The sequence below is a fragment of the Streptomyces sp. NPDC052496 genome, from assembly GCF_040679095.1.
In the GTDB taxonomy this organism is placed as follows: Bacteria; Actinomycetota; Actinomycetes; order Streptomycetales; family Streptomycetaceae; genus Streptomyces.
In genome coordinates this window covers 99,842-117,841 of record NZ_JBFAUH010000029.1, presented here as the reverse complement: position 1 = coordinate 117,841, position 18,000 = coordinate 99,842, and the positions used below count along the sequence as shown (strand labels likewise).

At 69.5% G+C, this 18,000-nt stretch carries 23 protein-coding genes, 1 tRNA gene and 1 riboswitch; of the genes, 8 read left to right on the top strand and 16 right to left on the bottom strand.

The window, feature by feature from the left end:
- From AB0L45_RS32245 to AB0L45_RS32180, 14 genes are all read right to left on the bottom strand, one after another.
- A partial coding sequence (locus AB0L45_RS32245; RefSeq protein ID WP_365846282.1) for a hypothetical protein occupies positions 1–382 on the bottom strand: 382 nt, incomplete at its 3' end.
- An 88-nt stretch (positions 383–470) separates the two neighbouring features.
- Positions 471–1,178: an HU family DNA-binding protein gene (locus tag AB0L45_RS32240; RefSeq protein WP_365846280.1), complete on the bottom strand. Its 708-nt coding sequence runs from the start codon at positions 1,176–1,178 to the stop codon at positions 471–473.
- Positions 1,175–2,932, bottom strand: coding sequence for a DNA cytosine methyltransferase (locus tag AB0L45_RS32235; protein ID WP_365846277.1), 1,758 nt, complete (start codon positions 2,930–2,932; stop codon positions 1,175–1,177). The genes AB0L45_RS32240 and AB0L45_RS32235 overlap by 4 nt, the downstream gene beginning before the upstream one ends.
- Positions 2,932–3,186, bottom strand: coding sequence for a WhiB family transcriptional regulator (locus AB0L45_RS32230; protein ID WP_365846275.1), 255 nt, complete (start codon positions 3,184–3,186; stop codon positions 2,932–2,934). The genes AB0L45_RS32235 and AB0L45_RS32230 overlap by 1 nt, the downstream gene beginning before the upstream one ends.
- Positions 3,183–3,377, bottom strand: coding sequence for a hypothetical protein (locus AB0L45_RS32225; protein WP_365846273.1), 195 nt, complete (start codon positions 3,375–3,377; stop codon positions 3,183–3,185). Before AB0L45_RS32225 ends, AB0L45_RS32230 begins: the two co-directional genes overlap by 4 nt.
- Positions 3,374–3,640, bottom strand: a complete 267-nt coding sequence (locus AB0L45_RS32220; RefSeq protein WP_365846271.1) for a hypothetical protein — start codon at positions 3,638–3,640, stop codon at positions 3,374–3,376. The genes AB0L45_RS32225 and AB0L45_RS32220 overlap by 4 nt, the downstream gene beginning before the upstream one ends.
- A complete protein-coding gene (locus AB0L45_RS32215; protein WP_365846269.1) occupies positions 3,637–4,428 on the bottom strand; it encodes an ERF family protein in 792 nt (263 codons plus the stop codon). Before AB0L45_RS32215 ends, AB0L45_RS32220 begins: the two co-directional genes overlap by 4 nt.
- The gene (locus AB0L45_RS32210; protein WP_365846267.1) at positions 4,425–5,474 is read right to left on the bottom strand and encodes a YqaJ viral recombinase family protein; all 1,050 of its coding nucleotides are present in this window, start codon (positions 5,472–5,474) and stop codon (positions 4,425–4,427) included. Before AB0L45_RS32210 ends, AB0L45_RS32215 begins: the two co-directional genes overlap by 4 nt.
- A complete protein-coding gene (locus tag AB0L45_RS32205; RefSeq protein ID WP_365846264.1) occupies positions 5,467–6,159 on the bottom strand; it encodes a hypothetical protein in 693 nt (230 codons plus the stop codon). Before AB0L45_RS32205 ends, AB0L45_RS32210 begins: the two co-directional genes overlap by 8 nt.
- The gene (locus AB0L45_RS32200) at positions 6,156–6,470 is read right to left on the bottom strand and encodes a hypothetical protein (protein WP_365846262.1); all 315 of its coding nucleotides are present in this window, start codon (positions 6,468–6,470) and stop codon (positions 6,156–6,158) included. The genes AB0L45_RS32205 and AB0L45_RS32200 overlap by 4 nt, the downstream gene beginning before the upstream one ends.
- Positions 6,463–7,044: a hypothetical protein gene (locus AB0L45_RS32195; RefSeq protein ID WP_365846260.1), complete on the bottom strand. Its 582-nt coding sequence runs from the start codon at positions 7,042–7,044 to the stop codon at positions 6,463–6,465. The genes AB0L45_RS32200 and AB0L45_RS32195 overlap by 8 nt, the downstream gene beginning before the upstream one ends.
- Positions 7,041–7,394, bottom strand: coding sequence for a hypothetical protein (locus tag AB0L45_RS32190; RefSeq protein ID WP_365846258.1), 354 nt, complete (start codon positions 7,392–7,394; stop codon positions 7,041–7,043). Before AB0L45_RS32190 ends, AB0L45_RS32195 begins: the two co-directional genes overlap by 4 nt.
- 89 nt (positions 7,395–7,483) lie before the next feature.
- Entirely contained in the window at positions 7,484–7,753 is a 270-nt protein-coding gene (locus tag AB0L45_RS32185; RefSeq protein WP_365846256.1) for a helix-turn-helix domain-containing protein, read from the bottom strand.
- Positions 7,754–7,758: 5 nt separating this feature from the next.
- A complete protein-coding gene (locus AB0L45_RS32180) occupies positions 7,759–7,968 on the bottom strand; it encodes a helix-turn-helix transcriptional regulator (protein WP_365846254.1) in 210 nt (69 codons plus the stop codon).
- A gap of 212 nt (positions 7,969–8,180) precedes the next feature.
- On the opposite strand from AB0L45_RS32180, the gene AB0L45_RS32175 reads away from it, so the two are divergent.
- From AB0L45_RS32175 to AB0L45_RS32165, 3 genes are all read left to right on the top strand, one after another.
- Positions 8,181–8,717, top strand: a complete 537-nt coding sequence (locus tag AB0L45_RS32175; protein ID WP_365846252.1) for a helix-turn-helix transcriptional regulator — start codon at positions 8,181–8,183, stop codon at positions 8,715–8,717.
- Between the two features lie 276 nt (positions 8,718–8,993).
- Positions 8,994–10,268: a hypothetical protein gene (locus AB0L45_RS32170; protein WP_365846249.1), complete on the top strand. Its 1,275-nt coding sequence runs from the start codon at positions 8,994–8,996 to the stop codon at positions 10,266–10,268.
- A gap of 30 nt (positions 10,269–10,298) precedes the next feature.
- Positions 10,299–10,384, top strand: a tRNA-Val gene (locus AB0L45_RS32165).
- A gap of 410 nt (positions 10,385–10,794) precedes the next feature.
- Here AB0L45_RS32165 and AB0L45_RS32160 read toward each other — a convergent pair.
- A complete protein-coding gene (locus AB0L45_RS32160) occupies positions 10,795–11,787 on the bottom strand; it encodes a hypothetical protein (RefSeq protein WP_365846290.1) in 993 nt (330 codons plus the stop codon).
- 422 nt (positions 11,788–12,209) lie between these two features.
- Between AB0L45_RS32160 and AB0L45_RS32155 the strand changes: the two genes are divergently transcribed.
- The 3 genes from AB0L45_RS32155 (at position 12,210) to AB0L45_RS32145 (ending at position 13,884) form a co-directional block, all read left to right on the top strand.
- A complete protein-coding gene (locus AB0L45_RS32155) occupies positions 12,210–12,449 on the top strand; it encodes a hypothetical protein (protein WP_365846247.1) in 240 nt (79 codons plus the stop codon).
- Positions 12,450–12,725: 276 nt separating this feature from the next.
- Positions 12,726–13,277: a DoxX family protein gene (locus AB0L45_RS32150; protein ID WP_365846245.1), complete on the top strand. Its 552-nt coding sequence runs from the start codon at positions 12,726–12,728 to the stop codon at positions 13,275–13,277.
- Positions 13,278–13,383: 106 nt separating this feature from the next.
- On the top strand, positions 13,384–13,884 hold the full coding sequence (locus tag AB0L45_RS32145) for a VOC family protein (RefSeq protein WP_365846243.1): 501 nt from the start codon (positions 13,384–13,386) through the stop codon (positions 13,882–13,884).
- A gap of 104 nt (positions 13,885–13,988) precedes the next feature.
- Here AB0L45_RS32145 and AB0L45_RS32140 read toward each other — a convergent pair whose 3' ends face one another.
- Entirely contained in the window at positions 13,989–15,173 is a 1,185-nt protein-coding gene (locus tag AB0L45_RS32140; RefSeq protein ID WP_365846288.1) for a HoxN/HupN/NixA family nickel/cobalt transporter, read from the bottom strand.
- A gap of 30 nt (positions 15,174–15,203) precedes the next feature.
- Positions 15,204–15,417, bottom strand: a riboswitch (cobalamin riboswitch).
- A 273-nt stretch (positions 15,418–15,690) separates the two neighbouring features.
- Between AB0L45_RS32140 and AB0L45_RS32135 the strand changes: the two genes are divergently transcribed.
- Together AB0L45_RS32135 and AB0L45_RS32130 are read left to right on the top strand one after the other, a co-directional pair.
- On the top strand, positions 15,691–16,827 hold the full coding sequence (locus AB0L45_RS32135) for an ABC transporter substrate-binding protein (RefSeq protein WP_365846241.1): 1,137 nt from the start codon (positions 15,691–15,693) through the stop codon (positions 16,825–16,827).
- Positions 16,827–17,972 carry an iron ABC transporter permease gene (locus AB0L45_RS32130; protein ID WP_365846239.1) on the top strand — a complete coding sequence of 382 codons (1,146 nt, stop codon included), beginning with the start codon at positions 16,827–16,829 and terminating at the stop codon, positions 17,970–17,972. The genes AB0L45_RS32135 and AB0L45_RS32130 overlap by 1 nt, the downstream gene beginning before the upstream one ends.
- Positions 17,973–18,000: the final 28 nt, after the last annotated feature.

The window sequence follows — 18,000 nt, the reverse complement described above, 5'->3', positions numbered from 1 at the left end:
GGTCAATGCCGTCCCGTTTTACGTTACCCTGAGGGCCCTCAGCGTCCCGGGAATCGGGACGCTGAGACGAGCTGTCAGTGTTAGGGATTCCGGGACGCTGAGACTCGGTGAAGTCTGTGATCTTGTACTTGGCGGCCCCGTTCTTCTGGCCAGCCGTGACCTTCGTCAACGCCCCTTTGGCGATCAGGCTCTTGATGACCGCGTACAACTGCGAGCGGCTGAGCTTCGCTCCCCGGAGGATCTTCGGATGCTCGATGCTGTTCCACGTCACGCGCGTGTCGTCGTTGGCATCCTCCGCCAGCGCAACGAGAAGGAGCTTCTCTCTGTGCGTCAGCGTCGTGGGCGCTTCCGCAAGTACCTCGACGATCAGGCGGACGGCCACGTGTCCTTCTCTCTACGCGCGGTGGATCTGATCCCCCAGGGCGGAGCGTCACCCCGCCCCGGGGCCGTACGGGTGGTGCAGTGGCGCGTCAGGCGCTCTTGGGCCGCTTGCGGACGGTCGCGGCGGTGTCCCCGGCGCGGATGATGTCGGCGAGGCGGGGGGAGACGCGGAAGCGGACCGCGCGGCTGGCCGGCAGGTGCATCGTTTCGCCGGTCTGCGGGTTGCGGGCGGCGCGTGCCGGGCGTTCGGTGGGCAGCCAGGCGCCGAAGTTGCTGATGGTGACCGGGTGTCCGTCGGCAACGGTCCGCGCGACGATGTCGAGCAGTGCGGTGACCGTGGCCTTGGCGGTGTCAACGCTGGTGCCGGTCTCGGCCGCGAGGTGCTCGGAGAGGGCGGTGTAGTTCAGCGGGCCGGTCGGCTTCGTCTTGATGGCCATGGTGATCTCCTCGGGGGTGAAGGGTGAGGTTTTGTGGTCGGATGCCTTCAGCACGTTGTCGGCGCGTCCGACGTTTGCGAAGGCGCCGATTTCGTGACTGCGGCCTGGGCCGCGCGGCAGGTGTGCGGAGCTGGAGCGGCGTTTGCCGGAGGCGATGGCGCGGGCGTCGATGAGCGCGGAGGCGGACTGCGGAGATGGCGTGGTCCAGGCGCCGGCCGGGGCGCCGGGCCCCGGCCGCGGCTCGGGGTGCCCGGCCAGGGCCCACGGCGCGTGCGCCGAGCAGCGGAGGCCGCAGGCGTACAGCCGGACCGGGCCGGTATGGGCGCCGAGCGCGTCGCACAGATGCGGGGCGGTGGTCATGCCGCCACTGGTCCGGCGTGGCGGGACAGGTCCTGGCCGGTGATGGCCTCGACGAGGGCGCAGATCAGCACTTCACCGACCGGCGGCGTCACCGCGTTGCCATACAGCCGGACCCGGTCCCGCTTCGACTTCGGCGCCAGCCGGTAGTCGTCCGCGAACGCCATCCCTCGGCCTATCTCGTGCGGCTCCAACATGCGGTACAGCACGTCCGCCAGGTCGATGTCATCCACGCCCCGCACCAGCGCCCACCGGTCCTTCGTGGTGAACGCCCCCACAGGCTCCGTGACCGGCCGACCGAAACCGTTGCCGTAGTACGGCACCAGCAGGTGCTCCCACGTGGCGAGCGACTGGTGCCCGGCCGTCGTCAGCGTCCGCATCGGCTCGTCCACCGGCGTGCAGTGCTCGCCCCCGTCACCGCGCGAGCCGTTGTTCCGCACGACCATGGCGGGCGGCGTCACCAGCCCGTGATGGTTGCCACCGGCCGTCACAGCGTGCAGCGGGACGGACAGCGGCCGGGCCTTCTCCGCGTCCCCACCGCCCCGCACCGGCGTGATGAAGGGATCGAACCCGCCCGGCAGCCACGCCAGACCGGTCTCCCGGCGCGCGGTCTGCGCCCGCAGCGGCCGGTACGCCGGGGCCGCTTCCTTCCCCTCACGACCCTCCGACGGCACAATCAGCGGTGGTACGGCCAGCCCGTCGGACTCGCGCGTCGTGCGCGTCGGCATCGGCGAGAACAGCGATGTCGCCTCATCCCGCCACGTGCCGCCCGACGGCACCAGCATCGGGTCCGGTTCCAGCATCGACCGGCCTTCGAACTGGACCGGACGGGAGAAGCGCCGCAGTCCGGCCCGGATACGGGCCAGGGTCTTCGGGGTCAATCCGTCCGGCGCTTTCTCCGACGGCTTCCGGTCCCCGATCCGCGTCCCCGGGATGCTCCAGTCGATCGCCGCCAGGGCCGGGAGCACCTCCGGCTCCACCACCGCGTTGCGACACGTTGTCGACGGGCACCGGTACAGGTACTGGCCGTGCTTGCCGTACCGGCCCATGTCGGCGCCCGGCTTCTTGAAGACCTGCAGCGCCTGCACGCACCGCTCGCACGTCGGGCACCACGCGGTCGGCCGCAGCCACTTGTCCCAGTCCGGATCCCGCCCGAGCGACCGGTGCCAGTACGCGACGTACAGCCGGTCCCTGGACTGCGGGGCGCGCAGCAGTGTGCGGGGCTGTGCGTGCATGCTGTTCAACGCGATCGTCCGCGTCTTGTACCCGAGCCGGTGCAGGTCGCCCAGCCAGCGGTCCCACTGGTCCCACGCCCGGCAGTCGATGACGTTCTCGACCACCCCGGCGAGCACCAGGCCACCACGGCGCTGCACGCCTTCGAGGTACTGCGGTACCTCGTCCATCAGCGCGCGGGACCGCTCGTCGGCCGGGTCGCGCTGTTTCTCCAGGCCCGGCAGCTCACCCTGCTGGGTGTTGTGGAAGTCCCGCGTCTTGCCGCGGGCGTTCGACCACTTCGGGCACTCCGGCGAGGCCCAGAACAGTTCGGCGACGGGCCACCGTTCGACCGGCGCCTCGCGGATGTCGCCCTTGTAGTGGTCGGTCGTGGGGAAGTTCATCGAGTGCGACTCGATGGCCTTGTCCCAGTGGTTCGCCGCCCGAGCCACGGCCACCCCGGGCACGGCATGCGCGCCCTGCGAGGAGCCGCCAGCGCCGCAGAACCAGTCCATGAGCCGCAGCTCACCGTCCGTCCGGAACATCACGCCGCCGCCTTCCGGTCGGGAGCGCTCTGCTTGGCGCGGGAGTTCGGCGTGTGCCCAGCCCACAGGCCGTGGCGCAGCGCACGGGACACACCGCCCTCCAGCCGCTCGGCGTGCTGCGCGCATTGCTCGCGCACCGGGCACGAGCCGCAGACCTTGGCGGCGGTGCTGTAGCTGCCGTCCCTGTCGGGATGGAACAGGGCGGGATCGGTCTGGGCGCACAGCGCCTCATCCATCCAGTCGAAGGCGCTCACCGGCCGGCCTCGGCTTCGAAGAGGTCGGCCACCTGGCACAGGACGTAGGCCGCGGCCTGCTTGCTCATGCCCTGAGCGCCGGACTCGATGCTGGCGCTGCCCTCGGCGCCGCCGGGGCGGATGATGACGAAGGCCAACGCATCGCTTCCGTCGATGGCGACCATGGTCGTCTCGGGCTTGGGAATGGTCACAGCTCCCCCTGGAGCGTGTTGCAGCCGGTGCAGCGGTAGCCGCTGCCGTCCGGCACGTGGCGGGTGGTGAGGTGGGCGCAGGTGGTGGTGTCGCAGACGAGCCACCGGGCGCCGGGCGGGATTTCCTCGAATACCGCGACGGTGGCGCGGGCGTGCGTGGCCCGGACCGGCGCGGCGGGCGCCGGCCGGAGGACACGGTCGACGAGCGCGGCGAAGACGACGCCGGGGAACGCGGCGAGGCCAGCGGCGATGGCGGTGATCACTGGTCACCTCCGGCGCGTTCCTTGCCGATGCGGACGACCATGTCGCCGATCTGCTCCTCGTCGCCCACCTCGTTGGTGACCAGCGCCCGGAGCTGGTTGGACTGCCGCAGCTCGTAGTGGATCTGCCGGAGTCGTCCGGCCGAGGTCTGCGGGTGGCTGATCTCGTCGAGGTACTGAACGGCGGACCGTACGGGCGCCTCACCGCGCTCGACGTACGAGGTGTCGGGGTCCGTGTCGTGGGTGGGCGTGAGGCCGCCGGTCAGGAGCAGCACGCGCAGGGCAACCGACTGCGCCTTGGCGGTGCCCTTGTCCGCGGAGTCCAGCGCCTCACCGCGGGTCTTCGGCAGGATGGGCAGCGTGTCGCCCTTCGGGCCCATGACCATCCACGACACGGTCACGGTGCACTCGCGCATCTTGCTGCCCTTGGCCGATGTGGTGTCGCGGTGCTCCGCGTCCACGTCGACAGGGAAGACGCTGATGCCGTGCCGCAGCGTCACGGGGCCGAAGGTGTTGACGACGGTGTCGACGCCGCGGAAGTTGAAGCGGGTGCCGCCGCCGTTGTACTGCTCCTTCTTGGCGATGGCGCGGACGTCGCGGCGGACGCGGAGCCATGCAATGTGCACGGGCACCATCTCCGGGTCGCCGTCGCCCGGCTCGTAGTCGGCCATCGGGTCCGGCGCCGGGACGTACGGCGTGACGGGCGTCGACGACGCGTCGTCCGACGGGCCCGACGGGGCGTCGGTGGCGCGGCCGGCCGCAGCCGCCGCGCGCTCAGCGAGAGTGGTCATGCGTTGTGCTCCTCACGGATTACGCGGGGGATGGTCAGGCGGCGGCTGACGCGGTCTTCGACGCAGTCGGCGTACGCCTCGGGCCAGCGCTCGGCGAGGCGGCGGGTGTCGCAGTGCTCGCGGCTGGTCTCGTCGAGGCGGACGAACGTGCGGTCGAGGACCACCGCCTCGGCGGCGCCGCCGAGCGCGCCGATGATGCGGGCCTTGGCAGCCGCCTTCCGGCCCGCTGCTTCCTTCTCGTCGTTGTGCGCGTCGAGGTAGTCCGCGACGGCGTCCTGGGTGTCGACATCGCGGGTGATGTCGATCGCGCCGGAGCGGTTCGGGTGCAGCCGGTCGTACAGGTCGAGCAGGACATCGGGGTCGGCGTCGTCGGCGAGGACCGGCGGGCGCCGGGTCTGGATCTGCTCCCAGGCGCGGGCGCCGGCGGCGCGTAGGTCGTCGATCAGGTCCGCGTGATCGGCGGTGCGTACGACGAACTGCCGGTAGTCGTTGCCGCCGAGGCGTACGGCCACGTGGATGTGGTCGAAGCCGCACACGTCGGCCTGCCACAGGACTTGGGCGAGCACGTCGTCCGCGACGCCCTTGCGGAACTGCCCGGCCTTCATCTTGTCGCGGCACTTGATCTCGACGGCGCACCGCTCGCGGCCGTCGGCGAGGGGGCATTCGAGGACGCGGCGGTCGAGGGTGCACATCTGCCACGGCCTGGTGATGTTGGCGACGAGGCCGACGCGGCGGACGACGGAGCGGTTGCGGCGGGCCCACTCGCGGGCCACGCCTTCTTCGTCGATTCGGCCCCAGAGGGCGGGTTCGGAGTCGTCGCTCTCCAGCGGTAGGCCGCCCGTCTTGTCGTGGTAGACGGACAGGGCGTTGCCGTATCGGGAGATGCCGAGGATGGCGGCGATGTCGGCGGAGCCGAGGCCGGAGCGGCGGGCGGTGAGCCATGTGGTGCGGTCGGCGGTGGCGGGGAGGATGAGGCGGCCGGTGGGGGTGATCCGCCGACCGGCGGCCGGGGCCGTGGTGGCCCCGGCCTGCGCGGTCTCAGGCATCCGCGTCACCGCCCTCGGTGGGGCGGGCGGTGTGGGTGCCGTCGGAGTGCCGGACGATGGTGTCCCCGAAGCGCGCGACGACATGGTCCGGGCGGTGGCCGATGCGAAGCCCGACGACGGTCAGGCGCCCGTTGACGGTCTCGACGTATGGCTTGGCGAACACGTCCGCGCGGTCCAACCAGTCGTCGACCTCGGCGATGTTGTCCTCGGTGAGCTGCCGCTGGATGACCGGCTGCGAGTACCCCTCGGCCTCGTCGTCGTGCACGAGCCGCCACCGCCCGGCGGCGCGGTCCCACTCGATGTGCTCGTCCCCGGCGGGGTTGGCGATGTGGCCGTCCGGCTCGATGTGCACCGGTACGCCCGCGTCGACGAGGGCGTTGAGACCGTCGACCGCCTGCTGCCACGGCGACGCGGCGCGGGTGGACTCGCCCGTCGCGCGGGTGTCCTTCCCGGCCTCGTCGGCCATGCCACGGAGGATGCCCGCGCTGTCACACCGGCACAGATCGAAGACCAACTCACCCCCACCGTCCGGGCACGCTGCCTCGAACCGGTCGGCGACAACGTGCAGCACCTCGGCGCGGACGGCGGCGTACACCTCCTCCACGCGCGCATCCGTCGTCTCGCGCGGCGTCCACAAGTCCCCCAGCAGAGACACGTACCGGCGGATTTCGTCGCGGGCGCTCATGCCGCCCCCCGCAGACCGGCCGCAGCCCGGATGCTGTCCGCCAGCGCCACGCACTGCCGCCCGTACACCGGGATGCGCGTGGACACCTCGGCGAGCAGACGCTCGACGAGCAGCGACTCGGCCCGGTGACCGTCATACGGCCGCGCGTCCGCCTGCTCGGTGAGGATGTCGTGCACCTCGTCGGCGTGCTCGGTGAACACGTCGACGAGCACCGCCTCGATGAAGTGGCTCACGTCCAGCGTCACGCCGGTGGGCGTGCGCTCGACGTAGATACGGAACGGCCCATCCACGGGCGTACGGGAGTCAGCCACGGCCGACACCCCCTCGGGCGGCGCGGCGCGCCTTCATCCGGGCCAGGACCTGCTCGTCGGACGGATGCACCCACGTGTGACCACCCTGCTCCGTGACCTGCCGGCCGTGCGTGCGGCGGGGGATGTCGCACCGGGCGCAGGCGAACGGCTCCGGCGGCACTTCACGGGCCGGCTCGGGGGCACCGAGCGCCGCGCGGGCCTCGGCCTGCGCCTGCTTCAGCAGACCGGTCAACTCCGCGACGCGCTTCTGAAGGGCGTCGACCTCGTTGCGGCGGAACCCGGCATCGGCCAGCAGGACACGCCCCAGCTGCCGCAGCCGCGCGGCCGGCGTCGCATCGTCGTTGATCCCCTCCGAGATCCGGCCGCGCTCCTGCACCGACAGCGGCACCTCCCGCGTGGTCTCGCCCCACACCGAGTCGGGCAGGACCAGGCCCGCGCGCTGTCCCGCCTGCGCGAGGGCGTCCCACTCCTGCGACGAGACGATCGCCAGCGCGATGCCCGCCGCGGTCTGCCGCGTCTTCATGGCCTCGTTGATCACGGCGGCCATGGCGTTGACCAGCTTCGTGTCTGTCACGGCGCCACCGCCGCATCCGCCGGAGCGTCCAGCAACGCCCACGCCCGGACCGGCACACCGGCCACGACCGTGGTCATCTCCACGTACGGACGGGGGTCGTCAGGTCCGAACGGCGCGGTCGTGGCTGCCGCGCCGAGCGCCTGCGCCAGCGCCCTCACGCCCTCGGCCGACCGGTGGAAGTGCATTTCGACGCCCGGCTCCTCCGGGGCGTAGTGGGCGCACTCCGCGGTGACCGTGGTGGGGACGATCGGACAGAGCGTGACAACCTGTTCGATGACCGCCAGAGCGGCCGTGTACCCGCGGCGCTGTGCCTCGGCAGCGTCCGGCGGGGACGTAGTCTGTGTGATCACGGGAGCCTCATTTCTGGATTGGTGAGGCGAGCCCCAGGGGTCGTGTCCGGGGTCCAGCCGGCGCGGCCCCGACTCGCATCAGAAGTCGGTCAGGCGCTCTTGGGCGGCTTGATGAAGGGCCGGATGTCGCCCATCTCGGCGGTCTCGCGGATGTGAGCGAGCCGGAACGTGATCCGGCCACCCGCCTTCGAGTGCGGGATCTCCCGCGCGTTCGCCTTGTCACGCAGCGTTCGAGCGGTGTACGGGAGCCAGCGGTTCGCCGCGACTTCCTCGGGCGTGTAGTGCACCAGCTCGGCGAGGTCCTGGACGGGCGGAGTGGCGTCGAGGTCGGCGCTCCGATCCTTACTCTTCGTGGCCATGGCGGTCACGTCGTCTCCTCGTGGGTGATTGCGGAGAGCGGCACCCGCATCGCAGCCGCGATGGCCAGCACGTTGTCGTCTCCCGCGCGCCGGATGTGACCCCGTTCGAGGCGAGAGAGGTAGCCCCGGTCGAGTCCGGTCTGTTCGGACAGGGAGCGCAGGCTCAGCATCTGAGCCCGCCGTATGTACCTGATGGCGGCGCCGTTCGGTCTCACGCTCAAAATCTATGCATCGCGCCCGGTTGGCGCAACCCATTCTGCGCACATTTTGAGCCCGGTGTGGCACGTCCTGAGCCCGTCGGCGGGTAACGCGGACCCCGTGAGACCCGCTTTGCAACCCTCGAAGCGCAAAAATTAGGCTTTGGCCAAGGTCAAAGGGCTGGATCCTGGCTTCTGGGTTGCACCCGCGTCAGGCATGATGAGGAGTCATGGAGCGAGACTGGGCATGGCTGGGCGACGCCATCAGGCGCGACCGCAAGGCGGCAGGGATGAGCCAGGAAGAACTGGGTGCAGCCCTGGGCGTCAGCCGCGCCACCGTGCAGAACATCGAGCGGGGCCTCGCCTTCAAGAAACTGACGCCTACGCACCGCGCAGCCGCAGCCCACTTCCGCTGGACGCCGGACTCCCTCGACACGGTCCTGGCCGGCGGGGAACCCGCGTACGTGGACGCTGACCAACGAGCAGCGACCTTCATCGCGGACACCGGGGGCGCGGCGCCCGCCGATCTGCCTCTGCGGATCAAGACGGCGCTGGCGGACGGGCCGCTCCTGGACGCCGCCGTGCTGGCACTGCCCGGAGACGATGACGACGATCCCGACGCCCAGATGGTGGTCATCGTCAAAGGCCGTAAAGGAGCGACCCCCGAGCAGGTGCGGCGCGCCCTGCTCCGGTGGGAGAAGACCGAAGCGCAACTCAGGCGCTCAGGACCTGAGCGGACAACCTCCGAAGGTGGCGCCGAAAAGTAAGCGTGACCCTCCACATGCGCACATTTTGTGTGGTTGCATGGTCAACACGTAGTGAAGGTGCCGCCGTACTCGGATCCTTGGGGGGAACCGGTGCGGGTTGAAGTGAGATACGTACAGTCCCTGCCCGAAGGTGTGTGCGTCTGGCTGGTCAAGCGCGCCCACGCCTGGGTTCTCTACATCGTTGAAGAGGTGGCTCGCCACCTCGGTGGCAAGTTCATACCGGGGCTGCCGTTTACGCCCGTACGGCCGACCGCAGCTCGGCGCTGAGGGGAAGTTGTGGCGTACGCAGAGAAGCGCGTCAGCCAGGCGAAGGGCAGCAAGGGCAAGGTCAGCTGGCGCTCCCGGTACAAGAAGCCGGACGGGACGTGGGGGAGCGAGCCCGGATTCCCGACGAAGAAGACGGCCGAGAACTGGGGCGAGGAACAGGAAGCTGCTATCCGAGCCGGCCGGTGGATCGACCCGGACCTTTCGACGGGCTTGTTCGGCGTGTGGGCGCGCGAGTGGATGGCGGCCAAGGCCCCTCGCGGGCGGACCATCACCACGAGGTGGGACCGCCTGGACACGCACCTGTTGCCCAAGTGGGAACACACTCCGCTCAATAAGATCACTTGGTTCGAGGCCGAAACCTGGGCGAACGCGGTGTCGCTGACCCACGACGACGTCACCGCGAGCCAGTGTCTGACGCTCATGTCTCAGATCATGACGGGGGCTGTGGACGCCGACCGGATCCTCGTGAACCCGCTCGCGGGTCGCCGCCGGTCGAAGTCGGCTGCGGTGAAGGAGCGCATCAGGCGGAAGGAGCAGGCGAAGGCCGAGAGGCCGGCGGTGTCGCCCGAGGCCCTGTTGCGCATCGCGCGGCGGGTAGGACGGCTCAATGGCACCCACATGATCATGACGGGCTTCGTCGGGCCGCGGTGGGGCGAAGGGCTGGCGTTCACCCGGGACAGTCTCGGAGAGCGGCGCGAGCCGTACGGGGAGGGATGGTTCACGTGCCCCGTTCTCCAGGTGCGCCAGGAGGTGGCCGAGTACCAGACCCGCGATCCGGCGACCGGAAAAAGGGGGCCGATGTTCTTCGGGCTGGAGCCGGTCAAGACGGACGGGAGTCTGCGGGACATTGACCTGCCACCGTTCTTGCACGCGATGGTGCTGGAGGGCATCGAGCTACTGCCACCCCAGTATGAGTACCTGTACTGCACGCCGAACGGGAAATGGTGGCGCAACAGCAACTTCGGCCGTCAGGTGATGCGGCCGGCCGCCGACGGGCGGGAGGAGCGCAAGAGGAGCCGCGGGCGCAGCGCCAGGGAGGCGTGGGAGCCGCTCTGCCCTGGTCTGAACATGGATCTGCTGCGGCATCTTCACGACTCGCTGCAGGCAGAGATCGGAGTGAAGGAGCCACTAGCCTTCGAGCAGGCTGGACACCGCCGACCGGGAATCAAGCGCGTGTACCAGCATCCAACGCCTACGATGAGGATGGAGCGACTGAACGGATTGCAGGAGATCTTCGAACGCGCCATGAAGTCGCTGGGGTGGGAAAGCGTCTGGGACAGTTGATCTCCCAGATATCTCCCAAATGATCTACGCGGGCGTTGAAGTGGCAGGTCAGAGTCCTCACCATCGCTGCTCTTACAAAGCAGATGTCACAGGTTCAAATCCTGTTGTGCCCACCAGCGCGAAGACCCCTCGTCGATCTTGACGGGGGTCTTTGACATCCAGGATCGACATCAATGGCGCTGGTCAGCCGGTCACTGATGAGCTGCTTCCGAGCCGCCTCCTGAGCAGCCGACCCATGTACTCACGGCCTCACGCTGCGTGTCCTGCACGATGTGCGTGTACGCGTTCATCGTGATCGCGATCTGGCTGTGCTCAAGGATCTCCGGCACGACGTGGGGAGCGACCCCGGCGGCGGTCAGTAGGCTCGCGCAACCATGCCACGGGCCATGCCACGGGCATCGTGCAGCCGGATCGCTCGAAGATCAGCACTCGCGGCGACGCGGTAGGGGAGCGGTACAGATTTCTCATCTGCTGCCACCGGAGGGGCGCGACGTTGCCTACGGCCCGCCGGCCCGCCGGCCCGGCGTCAGAGGCCGAGGACAGTCCGGATGGTGCCCACCCATTGCAGCGCCTCGTGTACGAGACTTCCCCAGTCCGTGGCCTGTCGGCTGCTGGCAGCCAGTAACTGTGCGAGCAGCCCCGTCAATGGGTGTGCGGCGTTGCGGGTCTGCATTTTTGCCCAGTCCGACTGTGCCCGCGCTCGGTCTCCCAGCTGGAGGCTGGCGGCTCCGTGCACCCACAGGCAGGGGAGATGTTCGGGCTGTTGCCGGAGAGCGGTAGCGGCGTCATCGGCGGCGGCCGCCCATCGTTCCCGGCCGAGTTGAACAGTTCCTCGCACCACTAAGGAAAAGAACTCGTCCGTTTCCGATGGAGCACCATCTCGGCGTCCCGCAGCGCGGGCTCGTCCCGATCCGTGAGCAGGAGCAGCCAGGAACGTGTCGCAAGCATTTCCAGACTGCGGGGGAACGCAGACAAGCCCGCGTTCAACCGAGTGAGCGCACGGTCGGGGTCGTCCAGAAGCATGTGGCACACGGCTTCGCTGTGGCATATCGCTCCGACGGCGGACGGACGGCAATGGCTCGGCTCGGGCATAAGGGCAAGTGCGCGCTGGGGCTGTTCGTCGTTCAGTTCGATGGCCGCCCGCGTCGCGAGCATTGCATGGCTGTCCGGGGCAAGCCGTACGGCAGGACGCGAATCGCAGATCCTCCTCGCTCCCCGAGGTGATGTGTACCAGGGCCTGGGATATCAGGCCGACGGCGTGGTGCGGCCAGCGGGACACCACGATGCTCAGGTCCTGTAAGGCTTCCGACTTCCTATCCATTTCGTTCAGTACGTCGGCCCTGGCAATACGCAGTTCGGTCTCGAACGGCGCCCGCTCCAGTGCGGTCGACAGTAGTCCCAACGCCTCCTCGAACTGCCCGTGCTCCTGCAGGAGGTTCGCCAGCAGGAAGATGGCAAGCGGATCGGTGGCGTCCGCGCGTCGAGCGGCCTCGGCATCTGCCCAAGCATCGCTCAGCACCCCCTGTTCCAGGCTGCTTCGGCCGTGGCCCGCCCTGACGATCGGTATATCCGGGCCCAGTCGCACGCCCCGTTCGGCGCATTCGTGAGCGGCTCCCGTATGCCCAATGTCCAGGAGGATGAGCGCACGTACAGCCAATTGCTGTGCTGTCAGCGTCTCGACAGGCCCCCGCGATTCGTGGAGCGCAGCCGTCACTTGCCCCTGCTGCCGTTATTTCCGTCAGCGCGGTGTGCCAGCGGCTGGAATGGAGAATTTCCAGGCTGTAGGCGACAGGCTTCGGGTGACATCAGTGACTGTCATCAATGAGGGCGGGCGTCTCCGAGCCGCAGCGTCCTGGAGAAGGATGTTCGTTCGTTGTGGTGGCTGCCAGGCCGGGCTCCAGTCGACGTGCGTGGTGGTTGGTTGCGGTGCACGCTGAAGGTATGGCTGAGCATCCGCCGGTGATCGTTCATCCGCCCTCGTCGTCCGGGCGGCGACGGGTCACGGTTCATGGGCAGATCGTCGGGTTGGCGCATGGGCGTGGCGATGTCGCCGAGTTCCTGCGGCATGCGGGGTTGGCGCCGGACGCGGATGACATTGATCTGGATGCGCCGGGGCTCGTTGAGTGGCGTGGGGGCGATAAGGACACGTGGGTGGGGGTGGAGGGGGAGGGGGAGGGATGAGGGTGTGTGCGTGGGGGCAGGGTGCGGGTGTGTGCGGGTGCGTAGTGTGAGGGTTGGGTGACGGAGGGTGAGGTTTGGGAGTGAGGTTGGGGTGTTTGGGGGTGGCGTGGTGGGTATCGTTGGGGTGTGACTTGAAGTTTCAAGTATTTTGGTTGAAGGTTGAAGGGCGTTGGTGGGGTCGCCGGGTCGGGCGGGCCGCGCTGAGCAGGTAGACCGGATGGATCAGATAGGCCGGACAGGACAGGCCGGACAGGCCAGATAGAAGTGAGTGCTCGTATGACTTCCCCCCTCAGTCCTCTTCGTGATTACGGCAGCGGTGTCGACGACCGGCATGCCGCCACCCCGCACGCGTACGACGTCGGGCTGCTCGTGTTGCGGCTCGCGGTCGGCTTGATCATGGCCGCGCACGGCGCGCAGAAGCTGTTCGGATGGTTCAGCGGGCCCGGGTTGGACGGAACCGGGCAGTTCTTCGAGGCCAGCGGCTACCCGGCCGGCAAGGCCATGGCCGTGGTGGCCGGCCTCAGCGAGACGCTGGGCGGCCTGGGGCTGGTCCTGGGGCTGCTGACGCCGCTGGCGGGCGCGGCGGTCGTCGGGACGATGGTGAACGCGCTGGCGGTGAAGTGGGGCGGCGGGTTCTTCGCGCCTGAGGGTGTGGAGTACGAGCTGCTGCTCACGGCGGGCGCGGCGGCCTTGGCGCTGACCGGCCCCGGTCGGTACGCGGTCGACCGGCTGCTCCCGGTCCTGCGTACGCATCGACTTGCGTACGGGGTGGCTGCCCTGGTCTTCGGGGTGGTCGTGGCGTTCGTGATGTTGCTGGTGCGCGACTGAGCCGAGTGCCGAGTGAGTGCCGAGTGCGAGTGCCGAGTGTCGAGTGCCAGGCCGAGTGCGAGATGGAGTGAGCGGTGAGTGAGAAGCGGGAAGGGGAGGGATTGATGTGGCAGTTCGGCGGCTGAATCATGCGGTGCTTTACGTACGGGACGTGGCGCGCGCGGTGGCCTTCTATACGGAGGCGCTGGGGTTCCGGGTGGATACCGAGATCCCGGGGAGGGCCGCGTTCCTGAGTGCGGAGGGGACGGCCAACGATCACGATCTCGGGCTGTTCGCGGTCGGTGCCGCGGCGCCCGGCCCCGAGCACGGCCGGGTGGGGCTCTACCACCTGGCCTGGGAGGTCGGGACGCTCGGCGAGCTGGCGGACGTGGCCGCGGACCTGGTGCAGCGGGGGGCGCTGGTCGGCGCCACCGATCATCTGGTGTCCAAGTCGTTGTACGCCAAGGATCCGGACGGCAACGAGTTCGAGGTCATGTGGCGGGTGCCGCGTACGGAGTGGCCGGGGCCGGACGAACCGGACCGGCTCCGTCCGCTCGACCTCGAAGCGGAGCTGGCGCGCTGGGGACGTGACCTGAAGACGGGTGCGGCGGCCGGGTCGGCGACCTGAGGGTGGAGTGGGGTCGAGGTGGCGGATCCCGTGGGCCCGGTGGGACCAGGGGAGCTCGGGAGCTCGGGAGCTCCGGTGGTGGCGGGGCCACGGGATCCGGTGGCTCAGGCCGGTTCCCGGGCCTCCGTGGCCCTCGCCGACCAGCGCTTTTCCACTCCGGCCAGCCGCCAGTACGCCAGGGCCGCCGCCCAGACGACCACGAACAGGCCGACGATGATGAAGCCCACGTTGTCCAGGTCGATCGACGAGATCCAGCCGGTCAGGCCGTCCGTCAGGTCCAGCTTCTCGTGCAGGACGGTGACCAGCTCGATGGTCCCGATGAAGAAGGCGACGGCGATCGACAGGCCGGTGATCGTGAGGTTGTAGTAGACCTTGCGTACCGGGTTCGAGAACGCCCACTGGTACGCGAAGTTCATGAACGTACCGTCCAGCGTGTCGAACAGGCTCATCCCCGCCGCGAACAGCAACGGCAGCACCAGGATCGCGTACCACGGCAGCCCGGCCGCCGCGCCGCTGCCCGCCATCACCATCAGCGTCACCTCGGTCGCGGTGTCGAAGCCGAGGCCGAAGAGCAGGCCGAGCGGGTACATCTGGCCGGGCCGGGTGATGGAGCGGGTGAAGCGCCCCAGTACGCGGTTCATGAAGCCGCGGGAGTCGAGGTGCTGCTCCAGCTCCGCCTCGTCGTACCGGCCCTGCCGCATCGCGCGGAACACCCGCCAGATACCTGCCAGCGCGACGAGATTCAGCGCGGCGATGAGGTAGAGGAAGGTGCCGGAGACCGTGGTGCCCACGGTGCCGAGCACCTGGTGGGTGCTCGATCCGTCGTCGAGCAGGGTGCCGGCCAGCTGTGCGCCGCCGGCCACCAGCGCCGCCATGGCGACGACCACGCTGGAGTGCCCGAGCGCGAACCAGAAGCCCACCGAGACCGGGCGCTTGCCGTCGGCCATCAGTTTGCGGGTGGTGTTGTCGATGGCGGCGATGTGGTCGGCGTCGAAGGCGTGCCGCATGCCGAGGGTGTACGCGGTGACGCCGAGGCCGACTCCGAAGACCTGCGAACCCACGGTGTAGTGGTTCGGCACGACCAGGAGGAAGAGCACGCCGAAGGCGACGACGTGCAGTGCGGCGATGACCGCCATCAGTCCCGCGGTCCGCACGGTGTCCTGGCGCCGCCAGCGGAATCCGGGGAGAGGGGTTGAGGCGGTTGAGGCGGTTGAGGCGGGTGGGGCGGGTGATGAGAGGGGAGGGGGAGAAGAGGAGGAAGGGGTAGGGGAATCGGCGGACAGGGACATCCGGTGGTCACGCTCCAGCACCTCGTGGATCAATTCGTGAGATGCCGTGGCCGGTCTCCTGGCTGACGGGTGTACGCGCCCGCCCCGGCCTTCCCGGCCGCGGGCTGCGGCCAGTGGCTCCGTACGGGCGCGGGGCACGTACGGAATGGGGCGGGAACTTCCCGATCACAGTGGCGAGGGCCGCTCCGGTCTGGACCCGAAGGTCTTCACCGGTCTTCCCGACACCACGGCCCGGACACTCTAACGCCAGGTAGCGGCATGGTCATCGGATCAATGTCCCGGGAACCCGTGGCGCTCTCCGCTCGACTACCTGGTCCTGGGCTCGCAAGGGCGAGCCGTCGGGCAGTCGAGAGGCAGGGAGAGCGGACGTATGCGTTGTGGTGAGGGGTTGGGGGGCTCGGTGGGGTCAGTAGATTCGGTGAGTTCGGTGAGTTCGGTGAGTTCGGTGGGTTTTGGAAGTTCGGTGGGCTCGGTGGGCTCGGTGGGGGCGACGAGGTCGGTGGTCAGGGGGCGGACGGTGGTGGCGGTGCTGGTGGGGCTGGCGGTTGCCGGGCTGGCCACTGGTTGCGACAGCGGCAGCGGTGGCGATGGCGGTAGCGGGCGTACGGCAGGCGGTGCCGCGAACGACCAAGGGGGTGGAGCCGGTGGTTTTCCCGTCTCGGTCACCGATTGCGACGGGCGGCGGACGACGTTCTCCGCGGCCCCGCGGAAAATCGTCACGAGCAATGCGGCGAGCCTGGAAATGCTGCTTCGGCTGGGAGCGGGCGACCGGGTGGCCGGTACCGGGTTTCCGCCGGGGAAGGGAACGTTGCCGCCTGAACTCGATGCCCAGGCGCAGCGTGTCCCGGTACTGGGGAAAACGGTGATTCCGAAGGAAAAGCTGCTCGGCTCCGGAGCCGAGGTTTATATCGACACGTTCGCTTCCATGGGCAACATGGGCGGAGCGGCGGCCGGCCCGACCGAGGAAGAATTCGCTGCGGCGGGCATCAAGCACGTCTACCTGGCCTCGACGGCGTGCGCGCCACGCAAGAAGGCGCCGCAGCAGGACTTGTCCGCGGTGGAGGGGGACATCCGGCGGCTCGGGCAGGTCACGGGCACCTCGAAGCGCGCGTTGCAGCTGGTGGCGGAGATGGAGAAGAAGGTGTCCTCGGTACGCAAGGCCATTGCGGACGTGCCCGTGGCGAAGCGGCCGTCGTACTTCTTCTTCGATTTCGACGCGGGGACGAAGCAGCCCGTCGCGGTCTGCAACCGGCAGGTGGCCAACGCGGTACTGACGGAAGCCGGGGCGCGGAACGTCTTCGCGGACTGTGCGAGCGACTTCAAGCCGGTGTCGTGGGAGGACGTGGTCGGAAAGAACCCGGACTGGATTCAGCTCGGCGTACGGAACCGGGGGAGTGCCGCGGCCAACGAGAAGGCATTCGACGAGGCCGAGAAGTTCCTCAGGGAGTTTCCGGCGACGGCGGGACTGCGTGCGGTGAAGGAAGGCAAGTTCCTGCGTATCGGCTCGGAGCAGACGACCATCGCGGGGATGGGGAACGCGGATACCGTGCGGCGGATCGCGGAGACGCTTTATCCGGATCGTCTGGCCAAGGGGCGTACGGGCGGAGGACGCACGGGTGAGGGACGTACGGGCGAGGATGGGGCGGGGCGCTGATGGGGGCGCCGGCCGTTGTTGCGGGTGAGGCTGGTACCGGTGGCTCGGAGGGTACCGGTGGCTCGGAAAGTAGCGGTGGGGCGGCTCGTGCCGTCGGGGCGGCTCGTACCGTATGGCTTGCCGGCGGGCTGCTGGCCGCGCTGTTCGTCGCGCTGACCGCGGCCGTCGCGCTCGGTGCCACCGACATCGCTCCGGCCGAGGTGTGGTCGGTGGTGTTCCGGCGGCTGGGGGGCGCGCCGCCCCGGCCGGGTACGGACGACCTGATCGTCTGGCAGCTACGGGTTCCGCGGGCGCTGCTCGCGGCGCTGGTCGGCGCGGGCCTCGGACTCGTCGGTACGGCCACGCAGGCGCTGGTGCGCAACCCTCTGGCGGACCCCTACCTGCTGGGCATCTCCAACGGGGCTTCGCTGGGCGCGGTGGCCGCGATCGTGCTGGGTGCGGGCACCGTGGCGGGGGCGGGCGGCGTATTCGGTCTGGGCGGAGGCGTGGGGCTGTCGCTGGCGGCCTTCGCGGGGGCGCTCGCCTCGTTCGCGCTGGTGTGGACGCTGGCCCGCCGAGGCGGCGGCTTCGCGCCGTTGCGGCTGGTGCTGGCCGGAGTCGGTATCGGGCAGTTCCTGGCCGGGTTCACCAGCTATCTCGTACTGCAGGCCGGGGATGAGCAGCAGACGCGTGGCGTGCTGTTCTGGCTGATGGGCAGCCTCGGCGGTGCCACGTGGGGCACGCTCCTGCTGCCGGCCCTCGCCGTACCGGCCGGGCTGCTGGTCCTCCAGGCGCGGGCCCGTGCGCTGAACGCGCTGACGATGGGGGACGAGACGGCGGCGAGCGTCGGCGTGGACGTCGTCCGGCTGCGCCGCATGCTGTTCGTGGTGACGAGCCTGCTCACCGGCGTTCTGGTGTCGGTGTCCGGGGCGGTCGCCTTCGTAGGGCTGATGGTGCCGCATCTGTGCCGGCTGATCGTCGGGGGCGACCATCGCAGGCTGTTGCCGCTGGCCGCGCTGACCGGGGCGTTGCTGCTGGTGGTGGTGGACATCGTGTGCCGTACCGCTATGGACACCCAGGAACTGCCGGTGGGCGTGGTGACGGCGCTGATCGGCGCGCCGGTGCTGCTGTACGTGCTGGACCGGCGGCTGGGGGCCGGAAGGTGAGCGGGAGGACGCGCGGGAGGATGAGCGG